Annotated in this window: 18 protein-coding genes, 2 tRNA genes and 3 rRNA genes; 9 read left to right on the top strand and 14 right to left on the bottom strand. The window is 51.8% G+C overall.

What is annotated here, in order from left to right; translation table 11 throughout:
• The first annotated feature begins 22 nt into the window (after positions 1-22).
• Positions 23-715, top strand: coding sequence for a porin OmpL (gene ompL, locus GBC03_05190; protein ID QFS73920.1), 693 nt, complete (start codon positions 23-25; stop codon positions 713-715).
• A 60-nt stretch (positions 716-775) separates the two neighbouring features.
• On the opposite strand, the gene typA is transcribed toward ompL, so the two are convergent.
• A complete protein-coding gene (gene typA / locus GBC03_05185; GenBank protein QFS69640.1) occupies positions 776-2,599 on the bottom strand; it encodes a ribosome-dependent GTPase TypA in 1,824 nt (607 codons plus the stop codon).
• A gap of 376 nt (positions 2,600-2,975) precedes the next feature.
• Here typA and GBC03_05180 point away from each other — a divergent pair, with 376 nt between their 5' ends.
• A complete protein-coding gene (locus GBC03_05180) occupies positions 2,976-4,385 on the top strand; it encodes a glutamate--ammonia ligase (protein QFS69639.1) in 1,410 nt (469 codons plus the stop codon).
• Here the strand turns inward: GBC03_05180 and GBC03_05175 are convergent.
• Positions 4,382-4,702, bottom strand: a complete 321-nt coding sequence (locus tag GBC03_05175) for a hypothetical protein (protein QFS69638.1) — start codon at positions 4,700-4,702, stop codon at positions 4,382-4,384. The two genes, GBC03_05180 and GBC03_05175, sit on opposite strands and share 4 nt — an antisense overlap.
• 33 nt (positions 4,703-4,735) lie before the next feature.
• Here GBC03_05175 and GBC03_05170 point away from each other — a divergent pair, with 33 nt between their 5' ends.
• The 3 genes from GBC03_05170 (at position 4,736) to yshB (ending at position 7,424) form a co-directional block, all read left to right on the top strand.
• Positions 4,736-5,785: a nitrogen regulation protein NR(II) gene (locus GBC03_05170; GenBank protein ID QFS69637.1), complete on the top strand. Its 1,050-nt coding sequence runs from the start codon at positions 4,736-4,738 to the stop codon at positions 5,783-5,785.
• Between the two features lie 8 nt (positions 5,786-5,793).
• Positions 5,794-7,203, top strand: a complete 1,410-nt coding sequence (locus GBC03_05165; GenBank protein QFS69636.1) for a nitrogen regulation protein NR(I) — start codon at positions 5,794-5,796, stop codon at positions 7,201-7,203.
• Positions 7,204-7,313: 110 nt separating this feature from the next.
• Complete coding sequence (gene yshB / locus GBC03_05160) at positions 7,314-7,424, top strand: YshB family small membrane protein (GenBank protein QFS69635.1); 111 nt, start codon at positions 7,314-7,316, stop codon at positions 7,422-7,424.
• 78 nt (positions 7,425-7,502) lie between these two features.
• Here the strand turns inward: yshB and hemN are convergent, their stop codons facing one another.
• The 3 genes from hemN to GBC03_05145 all read right to left on the bottom strand — a co-directional run bounded on the left by hemN (position 7,503) and on the right by GBC03_05145 (position 9,868).
• Complete coding sequence (hemN, locus tag GBC03_05155) at positions 7,503-8,876, bottom strand: oxygen-independent coproporphyrinogen III oxidase (protein QFS69634.1); 1,374 nt, start codon at positions 8,874-8,876, stop codon at positions 7,503-7,505.
• Between the two features lie 187 nt (positions 8,877-9,063).
• Entirely contained in the window at positions 9,064-9,576 is a 513-nt protein-coding gene (gene yihI / locus GBC03_05150; protein QFS69633.1) for a Der GTPase-activating protein YihI, read from the bottom strand.
• 103 nt (positions 9,577-9,679) lie between these two features.
• Entirely contained in the window at positions 9,680-9,868 is a 189-nt protein-coding gene (locus tag GBC03_05145) for a hypothetical protein (protein QFS73919.1), read from the bottom strand.
• Between the two features lie 285 nt (positions 9,869-10,153).
• Here GBC03_05145 and GBC03_05140 point away from each other — a divergent pair, with 285 nt between their 5' ends.
• Complete coding sequence (locus GBC03_05140; GenBank protein QFS69632.1) at positions 10,154-10,786, top strand: YihA family ribosome biogenesis GTP-binding protein; 633 nt, start codon at positions 10,154-10,156, stop codon at positions 10,784-10,786.
• Between the two features lie 447 nt (positions 10,787-11,233).
• Here the strand turns inward: GBC03_05140 and polA are convergent, their stop codons facing one another.
• Positions 11,234-14,020 carry a DNA polymerase I gene (gene polA, locus GBC03_05135; GenBank protein ID QFS69631.1) on the bottom strand — a complete coding sequence of 929 codons (2,787 nt, stop codon included), beginning with the start codon at positions 14,018-14,020 and terminating at the stop codon, positions 11,234-11,236.
• 391 nt (positions 14,021-14,411) lie between these two features.
• On the opposite strand from polA, the gene GBC03_05130 reads away from it, so the two are divergent.
• Entirely contained in the window at positions 14,412-15,320 is a 909-nt protein-coding gene (locus GBC03_05130) for an acyltransferase (GenBank protein ID QFS69630.1), read from the top strand.
• 12 nt (positions 15,321-15,332) lie between these two features.
• Here the strand turns inward: GBC03_05130 and dsbA are convergent, their stop codons facing one another.
• The 3 genes from dsbA to GBC03_05115 form a co-directional block, all read right to left on the bottom strand.
• Positions 15,333-15,956 carry a thiol:disulfide interchange protein DsbA gene (dsbA, locus tag GBC03_05125; protein QFS69629.1) on the bottom strand — a complete coding sequence of 208 codons (624 nt, stop codon included), beginning with the start codon at positions 15,954-15,956 and terminating at the stop codon, positions 15,333-15,335.
• Positions 15,957-15,970: 14 nt separating this feature from the next.
• A complete protein-coding gene (locus GBC03_05120; protein QFS69628.1) occupies positions 15,971-16,957 on the bottom strand; it encodes a serine/threonine protein kinase in 987 nt (328 codons plus the stop codon).
• Between the two features lie 76 nt (positions 16,958-17,033).
• Positions 17,034-17,303: a DUF1040 family protein gene (locus GBC03_05115; protein QFS69627.1), complete on the bottom strand. Its 270-nt coding sequence runs from the start codon at positions 17,301-17,303 to the stop codon at positions 17,034-17,036.
• A gap of 69 nt (positions 17,304-17,372) precedes the next feature.
• Here GBC03_05115 and mobA point away from each other — a divergent pair, with 69 nt between their 5' ends.
• A complete protein-coding gene (gene mobA, locus GBC03_05110; protein ID QFS69626.1) occupies positions 17,373-17,957 on the top strand; it encodes a molybdenum cofactor guanylyltransferase MobA in 585 nt (194 codons plus the stop codon).
• Positions 17,954-18,460, top strand: a complete 507-nt coding sequence (gene mobB, locus GBC03_05105) for a molybdopterin-guanine dinucleotide biosynthesis protein B (protein ID QFS73918.1) — start codon at positions 17,954-17,956, stop codon at positions 18,458-18,460. The genes mobA and mobB overlap by 4 nt, the downstream gene beginning before the upstream one ends.
• Before the next feature lie 143 nt (positions 18,461-18,603).
• Here mobB and rrf read toward each other — a convergent pair.
• The 5 genes from rrf to GBC03_05080 all read right to left on the bottom strand — a co-directional run bounded on the left by rrf (position 18,604) and on the right by GBC03_05080 (position 23,776).
• A 5S ribosomal RNA gene (gene rrf, locus GBC03_05100) occupies positions 18,604-18,719 on the bottom strand.
• Positions 18,720-18,802: 83 nt separating this feature from the next.
• A 23S ribosomal RNA gene (locus GBC03_05095) occupies positions 18,803-21,735 on the bottom strand.
• A gap of 170 nt (positions 21,736-21,905) precedes the next feature.
• A tRNA-Ala gene (locus tag GBC03_05090) sits at positions 21,906-21,981 on the bottom strand.
• A gap of 106 nt (positions 21,982-22,087) precedes the next feature.
• Positions 22,088-22,164: transfer RNA gene (locus GBC03_05085), tRNA-Ile, on the bottom strand.
• Between the two features lie 60 nt (positions 22,165-22,224).
• A 16S ribosomal RNA gene (locus tag GBC03_05080) occupies positions 22,225-23,776 on the bottom strand.
• The 16S, 23S and 5S rRNA genes sit together here with 2 tRNA genes alongside, the layout of an rRNA operon.
• Between the last annotated feature and the right edge of the window lie 61 nt (positions 23,777-23,837).

Genomic DNA, 23,837 nt, shown 5'->3' with positions numbered 1-23,837 from the left:
ACGCTTAAAAAATGGATTTATGATGAAAACATTAAACTCAATCATTCTGTTATCTTCAGTGATATCAACCTCTGTTTTTGCCGGTGCTTATGTCGAAAACCGGGAAGCTTATAATCTGGCCTCTGACCAGCAAGAGATCATGTTACGCGTTGGCTATAACTTCGATATGGGAGCAGGCATTATGCTCACCAACACCTACACGCTCCAGCGCGAAGACGAGTTAAAGCACGGCTATAACGAGATCGAGGGTTGGTACCCGTTATTCAAACCCACGGATAAATTAACGATCCAACCCGGCGGATTGATTACCGACAAGAGCATAGGTTCCAGCGGCGCTGTCTATCTGGACGTCAATTACAAGTTTGCACCGTGGTTTAACCTGACCGTGCGTAACCGCTATAACCATAATAATTACAGCTCGGTTGATTTAAACGGGGAGCGGGATAATAACGATACCTATGAGATCGGCAACTATTGGAACTTTATTATTACCGATAAGTTTTCGTATACCTTTGAACCCCACTATTTTATGCGGGTGAATGATTTTAATAGCAGCAATGGCAAGGATCATCACTGGGAAATTACCAATACCTTCCGTTATCGGATCAACCAGAACTGGTTACCCTACTTCGAACTGCGCTGGCTGGACCGTAACGTGGAACCCTATCACCGCGAACAAAACCAGATTCGCGTTGGGGTGAAATATTTCTTTTAATTACATTGAGGTAAAAAAAAGCCGCTGATATCAGCGGCTTTTTCATCACAAGATTATGAATTAATCTTCTTTCGGACCACGGTTCGCGCGGCGGCGATCGTTTTCCGTCAGGTGACGTTTACGAATACGGATAGACTGCGGAGTCACTTCTACCAGTTCGTCGTCATCGATGAACTCCAGAGCTTGCTCCAGGGTCATCTTAACCGGCGGAACCAGAACCGTTGCTTCGTCAGTACCGGAAGCACGCATGTTGGTCAGTTTCTTACCGGTCAGGCAGTTTACGGTCAGGTCGTTAGAACGACTGTGAATACCGATGATCTGGCCTTCGTACACTTCTGCACCGTGGCCCAGGAACAGCTTACCGCGATCCTGCAGGCTGAACAGCGCAAACGCGACGGCTTTACCCTGACCGTTAGAGATCAGTACACCGTTCTGACGCTGACCCACTTCACCCGGACGTACGTCGTCATAGTGGCTGAAAGTGGAGTACAGCAGACCCGTACCGGAGGTCATGGTCATGAATTCTGAACGGAAGCCAATCAGACCACGGCTTGGGATCACGTAGTCGAGACGTACGCGGCCTTTACCATCTGGATTCATGTTTTTCAGGTCGCCTTTACGCTCACCCAGTGCCTGCATGACAGAACCCTGGTGCTGCTCTTCGACGTCCAGTGTGACGTTTTCGAACGGCTCTTGTTTACGGCCGTCGATTTCGCGGAAGATAACTTTCGGACGGGAAACCGCCATTTCGAAACCTTCACGACGCATGTTTTCGATAAGAACGGACAGGTGCAGCTCACCACGACCCGATACACGGAACGCGTCTGCATCTTCGGTTTCTTCAACACGCAGCGCAACGTTGTGCACCAGCTCTTTGTTCAGGCGGTCAAGGATCTGACGAGAGGTAACGTATTTACCTTCTTTACCACAGAACGGAGAGGTGTTGACGTTGAAGAACATGGTGACGGTCGGTTCATCAACAGACAGCGCCGGCAGCGCTTCCACATTCTGCGGATCGCAGATGGTGTCAGAGATGTTCAGCTCGCCCAGACCGGTGATCGCGATGATGTCACCTGCTTCAGCTTCGGTGGATTCAATACGCTCCAGACCCAGGTGAGTCAGGACTTTACCGACTTTACCGTTACGGGTTTTGCCTTCGCTATCCACGATAGTGATCTGCTGGTTCGGCTTCACTTTACCGCGTTTGATGCGGCCGATGCCGATAACGCCAACGTAGTTGTTGTAGTCCAGCTGAGAGATCTGCATCTGGAACGGACCATCAAGGTCAACGTCCGGCGCAGGTACGTGGTCGACAATCGCCTGATACAGCGGGGTCATGTCTTCCGCCATATCTTCGTGATCCAGACCGGCAATACCGTTCAGCGCGGAAGCGTAGATGATCGGGAAGTCCAGCTGTTCGTCGGTCGCGTCGAGGTTCACGAACAGGTCAAATACCTGATCGACAACCCAGTCCGGACGCGCACCGGGACGGTCAACTTTGTTGATAACCACGATTGGCTTCAGGCCATGCGCAAAGGCTTTTTTGGTCACGAAGCGCGTCTGCGGCATCGGGCCGTCAAATGCGTCAACCACCAGCAGCACTGAGTCAACCATGGACATGACACGCTCAACTTCACCACCGAAGTCTGCGTGCCCAGGGGTATCAACGATGTTGATACGGTAATCATTCCATTTGATAGCGGTGTTTTTCGCGAGGATGGTAATCCCACGCTCTTTCTCCAAATCGTTGGAGTCCATCACACGCTCTTGAGTTTCGGCACGAGAGTCGAACGTACCGGATTGCTGCAGCAGCTTATCAACCAGGGTAGTTTTACCATGGTCAACGTGCGCGATGATGGCGATGTTACGCAAATTTTCGATCACAACTTTGCCTCAGGCATTAGAAATAGCGCGTTATTGTACACGGATTAATCGCACTACAAAACAGGATCACAAACATCCTCCGCAAACAAGTATTGCAGAGATTCTTTGTGATCGCTTTCACGGAGCGTTAAAAGGGTTATACACGGTTCATTGCACCAATATGGTGCTCAATGTTCACATTAAAGCACTATACTGGTGCAACATACACAACATGGTGCAACCCTTTTGCACGATGGTGCGCATGATAACGCCTTTTAGGGGCAATTTAAAAGTTGGCACAGATTTCGCTTTATCTTTTTTACGGCGACACGGCCAATGAATAAAGAATTGAACACCTCGTTACCACGACGACTATGACCAATCTGGAGAGTTAAGTATGTCCGCTGAACACGTTTTGACGATGCTGAATGAGCACGAAGTGAAGTTTGTTGATTTGCGCTTCACTGATACCAAAGGTAAAGAACAGCACGTCACGATTCCTGCTCATCAGGTAAATGCCGAATTCTTCGAAGAAGGCAAAATGTTTGACGGCTCTTCGATTGGTGGCTGGAAAGGCATCAACGAATCCGACATGGTGCTGATGCCGGATGCATCTACCGCGGTTATCGACCCGTTCTTCGCGGATTCTACGCTGATCATCCGTTGTGATATCCTGGAACCTGGCACCCTGCAGGGCTATGACCGCGACCCGCGTTCTATCGCCAAGCGTGCTGAAGAGTACCTGCGCTCCACGGGTATCGCGGATACCGTTCTGTTTGGGCCAGAACCTGAATTCTTCCTGTTTGATGACGTCCGTTTCGGCGCGTCAATCTCCGGTTCTCACGTGGCCATCGATGACATCGAAGGCGCATGGAACTCCTCCACCCAGTACGAAGGTGGTAACAAAGGTCACCGTCCGGCGGTGAAAGGCGGCTACTTCCCGGTTCCACCCGTTGACTCCGCTCAGGACATCCGTTCTGAAATGTGTCTGGTAATGGAGCAGATGGGCCTGGTTGTTGAAGCTCACCACCATGAAGTAGCAACCGCAGGTCAGAACGAAGTGGCGACCCGCTTCAACACCATGACCAAAAAAGCGGACGAAATTCAGATCTACAAATACGTAGTGCACAACGTCGCTCACCGCTTCGGCAAAACTGCGACCTTCATGCCGAAACCCATGTTTGGTGATAACGGTTCCGGCATGCACTGCCACATGTCTCTGTCCAAAAACGGCACCAACCTGTTCTCTGGCGACAAATATGCGGGCCTGTCTGAGCAAGCGCTGTACTACATTGGCGGCGTAATCAAACACGCTAAAGCGATCAACGCCCTGGCGAACCCGACCACCAACTCTTACAAGCGTCTGGTCCCGGGTTACGAAGCTCCGGTCATGCTGGCTTACTCTGCCCGTAACCGTTCTGCTTCTATCCGTATTCCGGTGGTGGCTTCTCCGAAAGCACGTCGTATCGAAGTCCGTTTCCCGGATCCCGCAGCGAACCCGTACCTGTGCTTTGCTGCCCTGCTGATGGCGGGTCTTGACGGTATTAAGAACAAGATCCACCCGGGCGAAGCAATGGACAAAAACCTGTACGACCTCCCGCCGGAAGAAGCGAAAGAGATCCCACAGGTTGCTGGCTCTCTGGAAGAAGCACTGAACGAACTGAATCTGGACCGCGAATTCCTGAAAGCGGGTGGCGTGTTTACTGATGAAGCCATCGATGCTTACATCGCGCTGCGCATTGAAGAAAATGACCGCGTACGCATGACGCCGCACCCGGTAGAGTTTGAGCTGTACTACAGCGTTTAACAGTATCTTAAAAATCCGACGAATTTCGCGTTGCGGCAAGGCGGCAACGGAGCGAATCCCCAGGAGCATAGATAACTATGTGACTGGGGTGAGCGACAAATCTGTCTGGAACAGATTTGAACGTCACGGAGTGACGGCCCGTAAGGGCGAGGCTCATGGATGAGCCGAGTAACCCGTAGCCAACGCAGCAGCGGCGTGAAAGGCGTCAGGAGTTTTTTAGTTGCCGTGGAAACTTTTAGCCCATCACACGATGGGCTTTTTTCACCGTCAACAACCTGATCCTTCGCGCTTTTTCTACATAAAAAGCTATAATGCACTAAATTGGTGCACACTATTCAGGAGACTGCTATATGGCAACAGGCACGCTGCCCGATGCTGGGCAGATCCTCAATTCTTTAATCAACAGCATCTTACTGGTCGACGATGAGCTTGCAGTGCATTACGCCAACCCGGCTGCGCAGCAGTTACTCGCTCAAAGCTCCCGCAAACTGTTTGGTACGCCGCTTCCTGAACTCCTGAGCTATTTTTCTTTGAATATCGGGCTGATGCGCGAAAGCTTAGAGGCGGGGCAAGGTTTTACCGACAATGAGGTCACGCTGGTGATTGACGGGCGCTCGCACATTCTGTCGCTCACTGCGCAGCGTTTGCCGGACGGACAGATCCTGCTTGAAATGGCGCCGATGGATAACCAGCGCCGCCTGAGCCAGGAGCAGCTACAGCACGCTCAGCAGGTCGCCGCGCGCGATCTGGTACGTGGACTGGCGCACGAGATTAAAAACCCGCTCGGTGGCTTACGCGGCGCAGCACAGCTATTAAGCAAAGCCCTGCCCGATCCGGCGTTGCTGGAATACACCAAAGTCATTATTGAACAGGCTGACCGACTGCGTAATCTGGTCGACAGGTTATTAGGCCCGCAGATGCCAGGCACGCATGTCACGGAAAGCATCCATAAAGTGGCAGAGCGTGTGGTGGCTCTGGTTTCTATGGAGTTACCGGCCAACGTCACGCTGGTCCGTGATTACGATCCCAGCCTGCCGGAACTGCCGCACGATCCGGAACAAATAGAGCAGGTGTTGTTGAACATTGTCCGCAATGCGTTGCAGGCGCTGGGGCCCGACGGCGGGGAGATCGTGCTGCGTACCCGCACGGCTTTCCAGCTCACGCTGCACGGCGAGCGCTATCGCCTGGCGGCGCGTATTGACGTCGAGGACAACGGGCCGGGGATCCCTTCCCACTTACAGGATACGCTGTTTTACCCCATGGTCAGCGGCCGCGAAGGCGGTACCGGGCTGGGATTATCCATCGCCCGTAATTTGATCGATCAGCATTCCGGCAAAATTGAATTTACCAGTTGGCCAGGTCATACCGAGTTCTCGGTTTATCTGCCGATTCGGAAATAGAGGTGCTTATGCAACGAGGGATAGTCTGGGTAGTTGATGACGATAGTTCCATCCGTTGGGTGCTTGAACGTGCTCTCGCCGGAGCGGGTCTGAGCTGTACGACCTTTGAAAACGGTAACGACGTGCTGGGTGCGCTGGCCAGCAAAACGCCGGACGTACTGTTGTCCGATATTCGGATGCCGGGGATGGACGGGCTGGCGCTGTTAAAGCAGATTAAACAGCGTCATCCGATGCTTCCGGTCATCATAATGACCGCACATTCCGATCTGGATGCCGCCGTCAGCGCCTATCAACAAGGGGCGTTTGATTATCTACCGAAACCCTTTGATATCGATGAAGCAGTGGCGCTGGTTGAACGCGCCATCAGCCATTATCAGGAACAGCAGCAGCCGCGCAATATCCAGCTCAACGGCCCGACCACCGACATCATCGGTGAAGCGCCGGCCATGCAGGATGTGTTTCGTATTATCGGGCGGCTCTCTCGCTCTTCCATCAGCGTGTTGATCAACGGAGAATCCGGGACGGGTAAAGAACTGGTTGCGCATGCCCTGCATCGCCACAGCCCGCGCGCCAAAGCACCGTTTATCGCACTGAACATGGCAGCGATACCCAAAGATTTGATCGAGTCTGAACTGTTTGGTCATGAAAAGGGGGCGTTTACCGGGGCAAATACTATTCGTCAGGGACGCTTCGAACAGGCCGATGGCGGCACGCTGTTTCTTGATGAGATCGGTGACATGCCGCTGGATGTGCAAACACGCCTGTTGCGTGTGTTAGCCGACGGTCAGTTTTACCGCGTTGGCGGCTATGCGCCGGTGAAGGTGGACGTGCGAATTATCGCTGCGACCCACCAGAACCTGGAGTTACGCGTCCAGGAAGGCAAGTTTCGTGAGGATTTGTTCCATCGTCTGAATGTCATCCGTGTGCACCTTCCACCGCTGCGCGAGCGTCGGGAGGATATTCCGCGCCTGGCTCGCCATTTCCTGCAAGTTGCGGCTCGCGAACTGGGCGTAGAAGCCAAGCTATTGCACCCGGAAACCGAAGCCGCGCTGACGCGACTGGCGTGGCCTGGCAACGTTCGCCAACTGGAAAATACCTGTCGCTGGCTAACCGTGATGGCGGCCGGGCAAGAGGTATTGATTCAGGATCTCCCTGCAGAGCTGTTCGAAGCCACCGCGCCGGAAAGTCCGTCTCATCTCCAGCCGGACAGTTGGGCTACGCTGTTGGCGCAGTGGGCGGATCGGGCGCTGCGTTCCGGTCATCAAAACCTGTTGTCAGAGGCACAGCCTGAAATGGAACGCACGTTGCTGACCACAGCGCTCCGTCATACACAGGGCCATAAACAGGAAGCGGCACGCTTGCTCGGATGGGGGCGTAATACCCTGACGCGTAAGTTAAAAGAGCTGGGAATGGAGTAACGTCACACGCTTGTGTAAAGATTAATAATTGAGCGCAAATTGCCGTTATTTTGCGCTTTACTGTTCCGATGAGTTCAGTATGATCGTGCCCGGCAAACGGGGGACTTACCATGCTGGAATCGATTATAAATCTGCTATCAAGCGGAGCGGTCGACAGCCATACGCCACAAACTGCGGTCGCCGCAGTACTGTGCGCCGCGCTGGTTGGGCTGTTCAGCTAACGCTGTGCCGGATGGCGCTAATGCTTAATGGCTCTACACGTTGTAGGCCGGATAAGCGAAGCGCCATCCGGCAACAGATTAAATCACTCTCGAAAACTGCTGCATCCGCGCTTTCTGGCGCAGATACGCATCAAAGCACATGCAAATGTTACGAATCAGCAGGCGGCCTTTCGGCGTGACCTGAATGTCCTTCTCTGTCACATCCACCAGCCCATCTTTCGCCAGCGGTGCCAACAGCTTCAGGTCTTCGGCAAAGTAATCCGCGAAGTTCAGATCCCACTGCTGCTCAACTGCGGCATAGTCGAGACGGAAGTTGCAGATCAGCGACTTAATGACGTCACGACGGATACCGTCATCACGGGTTAGCGCGATGCCGCGCCACAAGGCATTCCCCTGTTCATCCACCTGCTGATAGTAGAGTTTCAGCTCTTTCTGGTTCTGGGCATAGCAATCGCCAATCATGCTGATGGCAGAAACGCCCATCCCCAACAGATCGGTGTCCCCCTGGGTGGTGTACCCCTGGAAATTACGGTGGAGAACACCTTTGCGCTGGGCAATTGCCAGTTCGTCATCCGGGCGGGCAAAGTGGTCCATGCCGATAAACTGATAACCGGTCTCTGTCAGCGAGGAGATGGTTTCTTGTAAAATATCCAGCTTCTGCTGTGCGCTGGGCAGATCGGCGTCTTTAATTTTGCGCTGTGCGGCAAACAGCGTTGGCAAATGCGCATAGTTAAAGACGCTCAGACGATCGGGACTCAATTCCGCCACCCGCTTCAGGGTAAACGCGAAACTTTCCGGCGTCTGTTTGGGTAAACCATAGATCAGATCGATATTGGTCGAGGTAAAGCCGATGTCACGCGCGTGATTAAGCAGCGCAAAGATAAACTCTTCATCCTGTTCACGGTTAACCAGTCGCTGAACCTCTTTGTTGAAGTCCTGCACGCCCATGCTGAGACGATTAAAGCCTTCTGCGCGTAAATGATCGAGCACGTCCAGTTCAATCTCTCGGGGATCGACTTCGATCGAAATCTCCGCATCCGCATTGAAGTGGAAATTATTCCGCAGCAACGTCATCAGACGGCTGATTTGCGCTTTATTCAGGTAGGTTGGCGTGCCACCGCCCCAGTGCAGTTGGCTAACCTGGCGTGCGGCAAACAGCGGCGCACGATGAAGAATTTCCTGTTCCAGCGCATCCAGATACTGATCGGCCTTATGCTGCTGTCGGGTCACAATCTTATTGCAGCCACAGAAGTAGCAGAGTTTGTGGCAAAACGGAATATGAACGTAAAGCGAGAGCGGGCGCTCAGGATAGCGCGCGACGGCCTGTAAAAACGCCGATTCGCCAAACGCGTCTGAAAATTCCAGCGCGGTCGGGTACGAGGTATAGCGTGGCCCGGAATAGTTATATTTCTGGATCAGGGCCAGATCCCAGTCTATTTGTTGTTCAGACATGCTCACTCCTTCCGATGGCGTCTCTGGCGGGTACGGCGTACCGGCCTCACTCCATTTCGAGTGCTAAGCCGGCTGCGCAGCCACTTCTGTCGCCGCGACAACCGCTGTAGTTTAACGAATAACCACACCAGATAACATATAACCGGAAGGGTTATAAGCAGGACGGGCAGGCCCACGGCGTAAACCGTTAGTTACCGCCCCGCAGCAGGCGCATCATATCTTCCTGCTTCTCGTCATCTTCCTCTTCTTCTTCGTCATCATCGTAGGAGAGGCCCAGCTTCTGCATCAGTTCATCGATGCGATCCAGTTTGGCATCTACCCAGGACTGATCTTCCGCGCTCAGGGTTTCGCCTGCTTCCAGACGCTCTAACAGCGCATCCAGGCGCTCATCCGTTTCCAGTAAATCCAACTCAGCCTGCGGTGAAAGCATAGGTTTCTCACTCTTCGGTTTGTGCTGTTTGGTGACTTTTTCGGTCACGCCCAATGGAATAGGGGTTTTACTGCCGATGCGTGGATCTTTCTGTTGGTTCTTGTTTTTGCCGCCTGACGCCGCGTCGCCACCGGTCGCACGGCTACCCGCCGCGTGTCCACGGTGTTTTTTCTGACGCTTGCGGTCACGAGCTTCCAGGTTCAGCTCTTCACGGGTTTTACGGCGTGCCTTTGCAGGACCTTTGCCGCGTGGTGTAGAAGTGGATTTCATAGTGATTCGTCTTTGGCTGTTTTATTCAGTATACAATTGCGCCGGAATCTAGCAGAAATAAAGAAAAAAGGCGACAGATTGCTCTGTCGCCTTTTCACCTTACTCACAACCCTGAACGGGTCCTACATTCCCTGTCGGCTGTCAACACACCCTGTTTATCCTTCAGCCTGGAACATTCCGTGTCTTTTCCGTTTCCGTATACCAACGTCTCCGAACGCCTGTCATCCTGACAATCCTGTGTCTTCGCCTCCTGGCGCTCCTGACCCTCATCCTGAGTCGTCTTCCTGTACAGCTATCCTCGCTATGGGGGCTACTCTACTCTTTTGAAGTAAAGTAACAAGTCACTGGTCGCACAGTTCTGATATTTTCAGAATATTACATACTTTTAATACCATGATTTAGTTGATTTATTTAATTATTTGCCCTGCAATTACTCCTAAATTTCGTATAAGAACGATCGGCAATGTCTCACAACGAGCAAGGTTTTTACTCACAGCAGGCCCATGTCGAAAAATCAGTCTTTTGCTCCTGTTCAGGTATAATCGCGGCAAAGCTTTAACTGACGGAGACGACCGCTTTGATTAACCTGAATTATCAACAGACGCACTTTGTAATGAGCGCGCCTGATATTCGCCATTTACCTTCCGATACTGGAATCGAAGTGGCATTTGCTGGCCGTTCCAACGCAGGTAAGTCCAGCGCACTGAACACGCTGACCAATCAGAAGAGCCTGGCGCGTACCTCGAAAACGCCTGGCCGTACTCAGCTTATTAACCTGTTTGAAGTGGTCGACGGCAAACGACTTGTTGACTTACCCGGCTATGGTTACGCCGAAGTGCCGGAAGAAATGAAGCGCAAATGGCAACGCGCACTGGGTGAGTACCTGGAAAAACGCCAGAGCCTGCAGGGACTGGTGGTGTTGATGGATATTCGCCATCCGCTGAAAGATCTCGACCAGCAGATGGTCCAGTGGGCCGTTGAGAGTAACATCCAGGTGCTGGTGCTGCTGACAAAAGCGGACAAACTGGCAAGTGGGGCGCGTAAGGCCCAGTTGAATATGGTCCGTGAAGCGGTGTTAGCCTTTAACGGCGATGTGCAGGTTGAGACCTTTTCATCGCTGAAAAAGCAGGGCGTGGACAAATTACGGCAGAAGCTGGACAGCTGGTTTAGCGAACTGGCACCGGTTGAAGAGGATCAGGACGGAGAGTAATTCATCGCGAGGGCGGATAACGACGCAGCGCGTCTTATCCAGCCCACAGATCGTGTTTCGCTTTTACTCAAAATAATTCATGTTGCAGGAAGGCAGCGACGCAGTGAATGCTCAGGGGCTTACATCAGTAAGTGGCTGAGGTGAGAGAGGAAACCAATGCACCTGCAGCGTGAAGTATGAAGAGTAAAATAAAAAACGCCCCAGTCAGAAACTGACTGGGGCGGCTAAAATATTCAGCCAAATCCGATTACGTGAAGTAAAAGGTCTGAAAGATAGAACATCTTACCTCTGTACCCTACGCGAATAACTTTACTCTTTTTTGAGCAGCGCAGAAAGCACTTTTTGTAATTTTTTTTCATTCTTTACATAGGTAATTCCAATACCCATCACAAAATGCGTGCACTTATGTTGCTTAATTACGAAAAAAGCGCGTTATCCAGCGGCCACTTAGTGCGCCTGATCCCAGTTTTCACCACTCCCGACTTCCACCAGCAGTGGCACATCAATGCGCGTGCAGTTTTCCATCAACTGATGGATCCTTTTCGCTGCCGCATCCAGGTCGTCTTTATGTACTTCAAACACCAGTTCATCGTGCACCTGCATGATCATACGCACGCGCGGTTTCTCTGTTTCCAGCCAGCCATCGACCGCAATCATCGCTCGTTTGATGATATCGGCTGCGGTTCCCTGCATTGGGGCGTTAATCGCCGCACGCTCAGCACCAGCACGACGCGCGCCGTTGCTGGATTTGATATCCGGCAGATAGAGACGACGGCCTTCCAGCGTTTCAACATAGCCCTGCTCTTTCGCCTGAGCGCGAGTGCGTTCCATGTACTCCAGTACGCCAGGATAACGTTCGAAATAGAGGTCCATATACTTCTGCGCTTCTTTACGCGGAATATTCAACTGACGCGCCAGACCGAACGCGCTCATGCCGTAGATCAGGCCAAAGTTGATCGCCTTCGCGCTGCGACGCTGCTCACTTGTTACCGTCTCCAGCGGCAGACCAAATACTTCTGCAGCGGTGGCGCGGTGAATATCTTTCCCTTCAGCAAACGCTGTCAGCAAACCTTTGTCGCGTGACAGGTGCGCCATAATACGCAGCTCAATCTGTGAATAGTCCGCAGAAACAATCAGGTAATCCTTCGGCGGGATAAATGCCTGACGGATACGACGACCTTCCTCGTTACGGACCGGAATGTTTTGCAGGTTTGGATCGGTCGATGACAAGCGGCCCGTCGCGGTCACGGCCTGATGATACGACGTGTGCACACGCCCGGTTTTCGGGTTAATCATCAGCGGCAGTTTGTCGGTGTAGGTCGATTTCAGCTTCGCCAGGCCACGATACTCAAGAATCACTTTAGGTAGCGGGTAATCCAGTGCCAGCTCTTCCAGCACCTCTTCAGACGTCGATGGCGCGCCGCCTGGGGTTTTCTTCAGTGGCTTAATGCCCTGTTTTTCGAACAGGATCGTCTGCAACTGCTTAGTTGAAGAGAGGTTAAACACTTCTCCTGCGATGTCATGCGCTTTCTGTTCCAGCTCCGCCAGACGCAGGGTGATCTCCTCGGAGTGCTTATGCAGTACCGCTGGGTCTATCTTCACACCGTTACGCTCTACGCGAGATAACACCGGTACCAGCGGCATTTCGATGTTTTCAAAGACATTCAACGGCCCTTTATGCTGCTGCAGTTCTGGCCACATTTTCAAATGCAGTTGTAAGGTGACGTCAGCATCTTCTGCCGCATAACGCCCGGCCTCTTCCAGCGCGATCTGATTAAAGGTCAGTTGGTTCTTCCCTTTACCCGCAATCTCTTCGAAGGTGATGGTTTTGTGCTTCAGCCAGCGATCGGACAAGCTGTCCATATCGTGACGTCCGGCAACGCTGTTCAGAATGTACGATTCGAGCATGGTATCAAAAGCGATGCCACGCAGTTCGATGCCATAATTCGCCAGAATACCGCGATCGTACTTCAGATTTTGTCCAACCTTACGCGCGTTTTCATCTTCAAGCAGCGGCTTGAGCATCGCCAGCGCACGATCGCGGGAAATTTGATCCGGCGCATCCAGATAGTCATGCGCCACAGGCACATAAGCCGCCACGCCTGGTTCAATAGCGAATGAGAGCCCCACCAGATTGGCAGAGATGTTATCCAGACTGTCGGTTTCGGTATCGAAGGCAAACACGGGCGCTTTTTTCAGCTTCGCAATCCACGTTTCCAGCGTCGGTTCATCGAGAATCGTCACGTAGTTATCGTAGGAAAGCACAGCAGCGGTTTCTTCCTGTGCGTCATCGACAACGATCGTCTCCTGCGGTTTTGCCGCCGGTTTTGCCCCTTTCGCCTGTAGCCACTTGCCCGCTTCAACATCAGCGGTCCAGCGTTTGAACTCATACTTTTTAAACAGCCCGACCAGTTCGTCAGCCTGTGGCTGTTGTACTTCCAACTGTTCGCAGGTTAGTTCCAGCTCAACGTCTGTTTTGATCGTCGCCAGTTTATAGGAGAGATAGGCAACCTCTTTATTTTGCTCAAGTTTACCCGCCATGGTTTTCGCACCACGGAACGTCAACCCGGCAATTTTATCTGACTCAGCGTAAAGCGTATCCAGCCCGCCCAGTCCCTGTAACAGCGCCTGAGCGGTCTTTTCCCCAACGCCCGGTACGCCCGGAATGTTATCGGAGGAATCCCCCATCAGCGCCAGAAAGTCGATGATCAGTTCGGGCGGCACGCCGTATTTCGTCACAACTTCATCCGGACCAAGAATAGTGTTAGTCATGGTATTGATGAGTGTGATGTTTGGCGTAACCAGTTGGGCCATATCTTTATCACCGGTACTGATCAGCACCGGACGCCCCACTTTTTCCGCTTCACGTGCCAGGGTGCCAATAACATCGTCCGCTTCCACGCCGGATACGGCCAGCAGCGGCAACCCCATCGCTTTCACCATCGCATGTAACGGTTCGATCTGCGCCCGCAGATCGTCCGGCATTGGCGGGCGATGCGATTTGTAATGCTCAAATAATTCGTCACGGAAGGTTTTACCCTTGGCATCAAATACCACTGCGGCATGTGTTGGCTGATACTGCAGGATCAGGCTGCGCAGCATATTGAGGACACCGTACATCGCGCCCGTCGGTTCACCCGCGCTATTGGTTAGCGGTGGAAACGCATGGTATGCGCGATAGAGATAAGAGGAGCCATCTACAAGGATAAGTGGGTTTTCTGGGATCTGAACCATAATGTCCGTGCCTGTTTATCAGATTATGGATAAAGGATGCCACAGACGGGATGAAAACATGAGTTTTTCACCACATTTGTCGTAAATCTTTTGTAGATCTTCTGGATCGCTCGCAAAGCCGCCTGTGGATAACTTTGTGCATAATTAATTTTCATCACATTAATATCAAATCAATGATTTTATCATCATTTATTTTATTGATTATTTTCAATAAGTTATAAAAACAACAAAATAAACCCTTTATGTTTTCATTGAATTACGGAATGTGGATAGATATGGCGTATTTTTCTCTGTCGTGAAGAACCGTCATTTGAGTTATTTTCTGATAAAATCAGCCCCCTTGCGCGACTTTAGCGTACTGTTTATGGCTAATCCTTTGAATAATTTAATCATGGCGAGATTGCTCGCTACAGTCACCCTGTTGCTGAGCATCGCATTGACCATTGTGGTCACGATTTTATGCTCTGTACCGATCATTCTTGCTGGACTGGTAAAGCTCCTGCTACCCGTTCCTTTCGTCTGGCGCAAGGTGTCTTTGTTTTGTAATTTCATGATGTACTGCTGGTGTGAAGGGCTCGCCCTGCTGCTGCATCTCAACCCGTGGTTGAAATGGGATGTGCAAGGTCTGGAAGGTCTCAGCAAGAAAAACTGGTATCTGCTGGTGTGTAATCACCACAGTTGGGCTGACATCGTGGTGCTGTGTGTGCTCTTCCGTAAACACATTCCCATGAATAAGTATTTCCTCAAACAGCAACTGGCCTGGGTGCCCTTTATCGGTCTCGCCTGCTGGGCGCTGGATATGCCGTTTATGAAACGTTACTCACGCGCGTACCTCTTGCGGCATCCAGAACGTCGGGGTAAGGATGTTGAGACCACCCGCCGGTCCTGCGAAAAATTTCGGGCGCATCCCACCACGATCGTCAATTTCGTCGAAGGCTCTCGCTTTACCGAAGAAAAACGTCAGCAGACTCGCTCGCCGTATAAACACCTGTTACCGCCAAAAGCAGCAGGCATCGCAATGGCGCTGAACGTGTTAGGTTCGCAATTCGATAAATTACTTAACGTTACGCTGTGCTATCCAGAAAACGACCGTACGCCGTTCTTCGATATGCTAAGCGGGAAACTGACGCGCATTGTGGTTCGCGTGGATATGCAACCCATTAAGGAAGATCTGCACGGTGACTACGTGAACGATAAAGGTTTTAAGCGCCGTTTCCAGCTATGGCTAAATACGCTGTGGGGAGAAAAAGACTTGCTAATAGAAGAGATTAAAGCGACAAGTAAAAACGCCGGTCACTGACCGGCGTTGCTTTTATTTCTTACCGACCAGGTATTTCACCGTGTCCGCATATTGCTGAACAAAGATATCCATGCTGCTGGTATCCATACCCTGCGGATTCACCTGATATTTGCCGTTAACAAACATCGCCGGTACGCCCTGCAGTTGCAGATCGGCAGCGGCTTTTTCCTGCTGCGCAACCAGTGATTTCACGACAAAGCTGTTCCATGCCGCATCGTAATCTTCGCCTTTAACGCCGGCATCCACGAATACTTTACGGATATCCGCAACGCTTTGTACGGTCTGGGTTTTCTGTACACCTTCAAACATCGGCACAGTCACTTTATCTTCAACACCCAGCGCGATCGCCACAGCCCACGCTTGCGTCAGATCCTTGCCCAGCGGGCCCAGGAACTCGACGTGGTACTTAGTCATTTTGACGCCTTCCGGAAGTTTTTTCTTCACGTTATCAGAAACATGAAGGACTTCTTCAAACTGGTAGCAGTGTGGGCAATAGAAAGAGAAAAACTCCAGCACCTGCGGTTCACCGGCAACGGGCTTTTCCAGGGTGGTATACTGCTTACCATCCTCGAATTGCGCTGCCGATGCGCTGAAAGCTAAAACCATACCAGCCAGCGCCAGCCAAATCTTTTTCATGATTACGTCTCCGATTAATACATAGGTGTTAATTGTAATGGGGGTTCTTGCAGAACTTTTGCCTGCTCGATAAATGTCGCGGTCTGTCGTTGCCAGTAATCTTCCCCGGTCAACCACGGGAAGTTTTTAGGAAACGCAGGATCGTCCCAACGACGCATCAGCCAGGCAAGATAATAAACCAAACGCATGGCACGTAAAGGTTCAATCAGTTCAATTTCAGACGTTTCGAACTCATTAACGTCTTCATAAGCTTCAATAATCGTCTCAAGCTGCATACGTTGCTCAGCTTTATCACCATTAAGAAGCATCCACAGATCCTGAATGGCAGGACCATTGCGGGAATCATCTAAATCGACAAACAGCGGCCCCTCGCGCCAGAGGATATTTCCGGCGTGACAGTCGCCGTGTAGACGTAACATGTCAAAATTCGTATGCCACCGGTCAGTGACGGCCACAATCAGCGCATCCGTCGCCTTCAGGAAGGCGGCCTTTTGTCCTGACGGGATGAGGCGAGCATACTCGAAGAGTTTACGCGGCTCGACGAGGTATTCGTCCAGCCCAATGGTCGGTCGCCAGGTAAATGGTCGCTTACGACCGATCTGATGCAGACGCCCCAGATAACGGCCCACCGCTTCCATTTGATCGATATTGTCCGCTTCGAACTGCCGACCACCTACGCTTGGAAAAATCGCGTAGTGGAACCCCTGATGCGACAACAGCGTCTGCCCCTTAAAAGCCAGCGGCGCGGCAACCGGGACGTCATCTTCGAGCAGTTCAATCGCAAACTGATGCTCTTCCAGGATCTGATCAACCGACCAGCGCTCAGGGCGATAAAATTTAACGACAAAACGCTGACGGTCTTCATCCTGAAACTGGTAGACACGGTTTTCGTAGCTGTTAAGCGGAGTAAGACCAGAATCCACCCGGATCCCCTGCTCAAACAGCGCATCCATGATGGTATCCGGGTGTAATGTCTGGAAATTGAAAGCGTTGTTGTTCATCCCATCATCCGGAAAATACGTCGAATGATTCAGGATATCATTTCATAACAACTTCGGTGGCCCCACTTACAAGCTTTTACTCTTTAATTACGCCACGGGCACGCAGCAGCGCCGTTTTGAAATCTTCCTCGTAGTCTTTTTGGATACCGGGAATAACAGCGTCTTTTGCAGAGTCGCGCATTTTCAGGTGATAGATCAGAATGTCGTCGGTTAAATCCGCCAGTTCACCGTCAAAACCTGACTCTTTCGCCAGTTTCTGCAAAAATTGCATCAGGTTAAGGTCGGGCTCTTTTTGCCAGGCTGGCTGGAGGAGTTCAATAACTTCATTCAGGCGTTTACATTTCATGGTCGTGCTCCTTACTCTTGATACAGACACGTTAGCAGGGTCAATCCCACAATAAAAGAGGCGATATCAGTGAATCAGGTTAGTGCAATAACAGGGGTTGTACTTGCTGGCGGAAAGGCCAGGCGGATGGGCGGCATTGATAAAGGCCTGCTTGAGCTTAAAGGGAAACCGCTGTGGAAACATGTCGCCGATACGCTGTTATCGCAACTGGAAACGGTAGTTGTGAATGCCAATCGCCATCAGGATATTTATCGCTCTGGCGGCCTGAAAGTCATTTCGGATGTGATCGCGGATTTTCCCGGTCCGCTGGCGGGTATGCTTTCTGTTTTCCAACAGGAGAATGGCGACTGGTTTCTGTTTTGTCCCTGTGACACCCCTTTTATCCCGCAGACGCTGGTTGCCCGATTAAGTGCCCGACGCAATCAGGCACCGGTGGTATGGGTGCACGATGGCGAACGGGATCACCCCACCATTGCGCTGGTTCACCGCTCGGTTCAGCCGTTTTTGCAGACTTATCTACAGTCTGGCGAGCGACGGGTAATGGTTTTTATGCGTCAGGCCGGTGGACATGCCGTTGATTTTAGCGACTATAAGGACGCGTTTGTGAATGTGAATACCCTTGAGGAGCTCGATAAATGGCAGGAAAAACAATGATCCCTCTCCTGGCTATCGCCGCGTGGAGCGGAACGGGAAAAACGACACTGCTCAGGAAGCTCATCCCGGCTCTGTGCGCCGCAGGGATCCGTCCTGGACTTATCAAGCATACGCATCACGATATGGACGTGGATAAGCCCGGCAAAGACAGCTACGAGCTACGCAAAGCGGGGGCAGCGCAAACCCTGGTCGCCAGTCAGCAACGTTGGGCATTGATGACCGAGACGCCAGAAGCATCCGAGCTGGATTTAGCGTACCTGGTCAGCAGGATGGAGACTACCACGCTGGATATGGTGCTGGTTGAGGGATTTAAGCACGAAGCCGTCGCGAAGATCTTATTGTTTCGACAGGGATGTGGACGCAGTGTGGAAGAACTGACCATTGATGAACACGTTATTGCGATTGCCAGTGACGTTCAACTTGACGTGGATATTCCGCAATTAAATATCAATGATATACAGCAGATTTCAGCATTCATTTTACGCTGGCTAAAGGCGCAGTAAACCCAATAAAGCGTCTCTTTCTCCGCTCAAGTAATCATCCCGATAAACGCAAAAAGGCCATCCGCAGGATGGCCTCTTCACTGAACAGCAGATAAAACAAAAAAACCCCATGCTTTCGCATGAGGTTTTCCTGTTTATTTGATGCCTGGCAGTTCCCTACTCTCACATGGGGAGACCCCACACTACCATCGGCGCTACGGCGTTTCACTTCTGAGTTCGGCATGGGGTCAGGTGGGACCACCGCGCTACAGCCGCCAGGCAAATTCTGTTTTATCACCCCGTTTCCTCGAAGTGACATAATCTGTTATCAAGCTGAACTGAAAATTCTCTCAAATCCGCCAAAACAGCTTCGGCGTTGTAAGGTTAAGCCTCACGGTTCATTAGTACCGGTTAGCTCAACGCATCGCTGCGCTTACACACCCGGCCTATCAACGTCGTCGTCTTCAACGTTCCTTCAGGACCCTTAAAGGGTCAGGGAGAACTCATCTCGGGGCAAGTTTCGTGCTTAGATGCTTTCAGCACTTATCTTTTCCGCATTTAGCTACCGGGCAGTGCCATTGGCATGACAACCCGAACACCAGTGATGCGTCCACTCCGGTCCTCTCGTACTAGGAGCAGCCCCCCTCAATTCTCCAGCGCCCACGGCAGATAGGGACCGAACTGTCTCACGACGTTCTAAACCCAGCTCGCGTACCACTTTAAATGGCGAACAGCCATACCCTTGGGACCTACTTCAGCCCCAGGATGTGATGAGCCGACATCGAGGTGCCAAACACCGCCGTCGATATGAACTCTTGGGCGGTATCAGCCTGTTATCCCCGGAGTACCTTTTATCCGTTGAGCGATGGCCCTTCCATTCAGAACCACCGGATCACTAAGACCTGCTTTCGCACCTGCTCGCGCCGTCACGCTCGCAGTCAAGCTAGCTTATGCCTTTGCACTAACCTCCTGATGTCCGACCAGGATTAGCTAACCTTCGTGCTCCTCCGTTACTCTTTAGGAGGAGACCGCCCCAGTCAAACTACCCACCAGACACTGTCCGCAACCCGGATTACGGGCCCACGTTAGAACACCAGCCATTAAAGGGTGGTATTTCAAGGTTGGCTCCATGCAGACTGGCGTCCACACTTCAAAGCCTCCCACCTATCCTACACATCAAGGACCAGTGTTCAGTGTCAAGCTATAGTAAAGGTTCACGGGGTCTTTCCGTCTTGCCGCGGGTACACTGCATCTTCACAGCGAGTTCAATTTCACTGAGTCTCGGGTGGAGACAGCCTGGCCATCATTACGCCATTCGTGCAGGTCGGAACTTACCCGACAAGGAATTTCGCTACCTTAGGACCGTTATAGTTACGGCCGCCGTTTACCGGGGCTTCGATCAAGAGCTTCTCCCTAAGGATAACCCCATCAATTAACCTTCCGGCACCGGGCAGGCGTCACACCGTATACGTCCACTTTCGTGTTTGCACAGTGCTGTGTTTTTAATAAACAGTTGCAGCCAGCTGGTATCTTCGACTGATTTCAGCTCCATGAGTAAATCACTTCACCTACATATCAGCGTGCCTTCTCCCGAAGTTACGGCACCATTTTGCCTAGTTCCTTCACCCGAGTTCTCTCAAGCGCCTTGGTATTCTCTACCTGACCACCTGTGTCGGTTTGGGGTACGATTTGATGTTACCTGATGCTTAGAGGCTTTTCCTGGAAGCAGGGCATTTGTTACTTCAGCACCGTAGTGCCTCGTCATCACGCCTCAGTGTTAGAGTGAACCGGATTTACCTGGAACACACACCTACACGCTTAAACCGGGACAACCGTCGCCCGGCCAACATAGCCTTCTCCGTCCCCCCTTCGCAGTAACACCAAGTACAGGAATATTAACCTGTTTCCCATCGACTACGCCTTTCGGCCTCGCCTTAGGGGTCGACTCACCCTGCCCCGATTAACGTTGGACAGGAACCCTTGGTCTTCCGGCGAGCGGGCTTTTCACCCGCTTTATCGTTACTTATGTCAGCATTCGCACTTCTGATACCTCCAGCATGCCTCACAGCACACCTTCGCAGGCTTACAGAACGCTCCCCTACCCAACAACACATAGTGTCGCTGCCGCAGCTTCGGTGCATGGTTTAGCCCCGTTACATCTTCCGCGCAGGCCGACTCGACCAGTGAGCTATTACGCTTTCTTTAAATGATGGCTGCTTCTAAGCCAACATCCTGGCTGTCTGAGCCTTCCCACATCGTTTCCCACTTAACCATGACTTTGGGACCTTAGCTGGCGGTCTGGGTTGTTTCCCTCTTCACGACGGACGTTAGCACCCGCCGTGTGTCTCCCGTGATAACATTCTTCGGTATTCGCAGTTTGCATCGGGTTGGTAAGTCGGGATGACCCCCTAGCCGAAACAGTGCTCTACCCCCGAAGATGAGTTCACGAGGCGCTACCTAAATAGCTTTCGGGGAGAACCAGCTATCTCCCGGTTTGATTGGCCTTTCACCCCCAGCCACAAGTCATCCGCTAATTTTTCAACATTAGTCGGTTCGGTCCTCCAGTTAGTGTTACCCAACCTTCAACCTGCCCATGGCTAGATCACCGGGTTTCGGGTCTATACCCTGCAACTTAACGCCCAGTTAAGACTCGGTTTCCCTTCGGCTCCCCTATTCGGTTAACCTTGCTACAGAATATAAGTCGCTGACCCATTATACAAAAGGTACGCAGTCACCCCATAAAAGAGGCTCCCACTGCTTGTACGTACACGGTTTCAGGTTCTTTTTCACTCCCCTCGCCGGGGTTCTTTTCGCCTTTCCCTCACGGTACTGGTTCACTATCGGTCAGTCAGGAGTATTTAGCCTTGGAGGATGGTCCCCCCATATTCAGACAGGATACCACGTGTCCCGCCCTACTCATCGAGCTCACAACATATGCACTTTTGTGTACGGGGCTGTCACCCTGTATCGCCGGCCTTTCCAGACCGTTCCACTAACACACATGCTGATTCAGGCTCTGGGCTGCTCCCCGTTCGCTCGCCGCTACTGGGGGAATCTCGGTTGATTTCTTTTCCTCGGGGTACTTAGATGTTTCAGTTCCCCCGGTTCGCCTCGTTAAGCTATGTATTCACTTAACGATAGTGCAACGAATTGCACTGGGTTTCCCCATTCGGACATCGCCGGCTATAACGGTTCATATCACCTTACCGACGCTTTTCGCAGATTAGCACGTCCTTCATCGCCTCTGACTGCCAGGGCATCCACCGTGTACGCTTAGTCGCTTAACCTCACAACCCGAAGATGTTTCGTAAAACACCGTCAGTGTTGCGAAAATTTGAGAGACTCGAACACACATTGACTGTGTGTCGTTTCAATTTTCAGCTTGATCCAGATTTTTAAAGAGCAAAACTTCGCAGTGAACCTTTTCAGGTACACTCTGAAGTTTTCTTGGGTTTTGCAGTAAATATGGTGGAGCTATGCGGGATCGAACCGCAGACCTCCTGCGTGCAAAGCAGGCGCTCTCCCAGCTGAGCTATAGCCCCATCGTAGTTAATCTCATCAACCTTAATTCGTTCTGAGACAAGGCGTGGTAACGCGAAGCATACATCAGTATATGAGCGTTGCCGCAACGCAGTATCAGAAGGAATTTGGTAGGCCTGAGTGGACTTGAACCACCGACCTCACCCTTATCAGGGGTGCGCTCTAACCACCTGAGCTACAAGCCTGCAGAGATTTTTTACTGCTAATTTTCATCAGACAATCTGTGTGAGCACTACAAAGGCAGGTTCTTTAAGGTAAGGAGGTGATCCAACCGCAGGTTCCCCTACGGTTACCTTGTTACGACTTCACCCCAGTCATGAATCACAAAGTGGTAAGCGCCCTCCCGAAGGTTAAGCTACCTACTTCTTTTGCAACCCACTCCCATGGTGTGACGGGCGGTGTGTACAAGGCCCGGGAACGTATTCACCGTGGCATTCTGATCCACGATTACTAGCGATTCCGACTTCATGGAGTCGAGTTGCAGACTCCAATCCGGACTACGACATACTTTATGAGGTCCGCTTACTCTCGCGAGGTCGCTTCTCTTTGTATATGCCATTGTAGCACGTGTGTAGCCCTGGTCGTAAGGGCCATGATGACTTGACGTCATCCCCACCTTCCTCCAGTTTATCACTGGCAGTCTCCTTTGAGTTCCCGGCCGGACCGCTGGCAACAAAGGATAAGGGTTGCGCTCGTTGCGGGACTTAACCCAACATTTCACAACACGAGCTGACGACAGCCATGCAGCACCTGTCTCACAGTTCCCGAAGGCACCCTCGTATCTCTACAAGGTTCTGTGGATGTCAAGACCAGGTAAGGTTCTTCGCGTTGCATCGAATTAAACCACATGCTCCACCGCTTGTGCGGGCCCCCGTCAATTCATTTGAGTTTTAACCTTGCGGCCGTACTCCCCAGGCGGTCTATTTAACGCGTTAGCTCCGGAAGCCACTCCTCAGGGGAACAACCTCCAAATAGACATCGTTTACGGCGTGGACTACCAGGGTATCTAATCCTGTTTGCTCCCCACGCTTTCGCACCTGAGCGTCAGTCTTCGTCCAGGGGGCCGCCTTCGCCACCGGTATTCCTCCAGATCTCTACGCATTTCACCGCTACACCTGGAATTCTACCCCCCTCTACGAGACTCAAGCCTGCCAGTTTCGAATGCAGTTCCCAGGTTGAGCCCGGGGATTTCACATCCGACTTGACAGACCGCCTGCGTGCGCTTTACGCCCAGTAATTCCGATTAACGCTTGCACCCTCCGTATTACCGCGGCTGCTGGCACGGAGTTAGCCGGTGCTTCTTCTGCGGGTAACGTCAATTGCTGCGGTTATTAACCACAACACCTTCCTCCCCGCTGAAAGTACTTTACAACCCGAAGGCCTTCTTCATACACGCGGCATGGCTGCATCAGGCTTGCGCCCATTGTGCAATATTCCCCACTGCTGCCTCCCGTAGGAGTCTGGACCGTGTCTCAGTTCCAGTGTGGCTGGTCATCCTCTCAGACCAGCTAGGGATCGTCGCCTTGGTGAGCCGTTACCTCACCAACTAGCTAATCCCATCTGGGCACATCCGATGGCAAGAGGCCCGAAGGTCCCCCTCTTTGGTCTTGCGACGTTATGCGGTATTAGCTACCGTTTCCAGTAGTTATCCCCCTCCATCGGGCAGTTTCCCAGACATTACTCACCCGTCCGCCACTCGTCAGCAAAGCAGCAAGCTGCTTCCTGTTACCGTTCGACTTGCATGTGTTAGGCCTGCCGCCAGCGTTCAATCTGAGCCATGATCAAACTCTTCAATTTAAGTTTGATGCTCACAGAATTAAACTTCGTAATGAATTACGTGTTCACTCTTTGAGACTTG

Origin of the sequence: Citrobacter telavivensis (assembly GCA_009363175.1) — a bacterium.
GTDB lineage: Bacteria > Pseudomonadota > Gammaproteobacteria > Enterobacterales > Enterobacteriaceae > Citrobacter_A > Citrobacter_A telavivensis.
The sequence above is the reverse complement of the archived record's forward strand: the minus strand, read 5'-3'. Positions and strand labels throughout refer to the sequence as shown.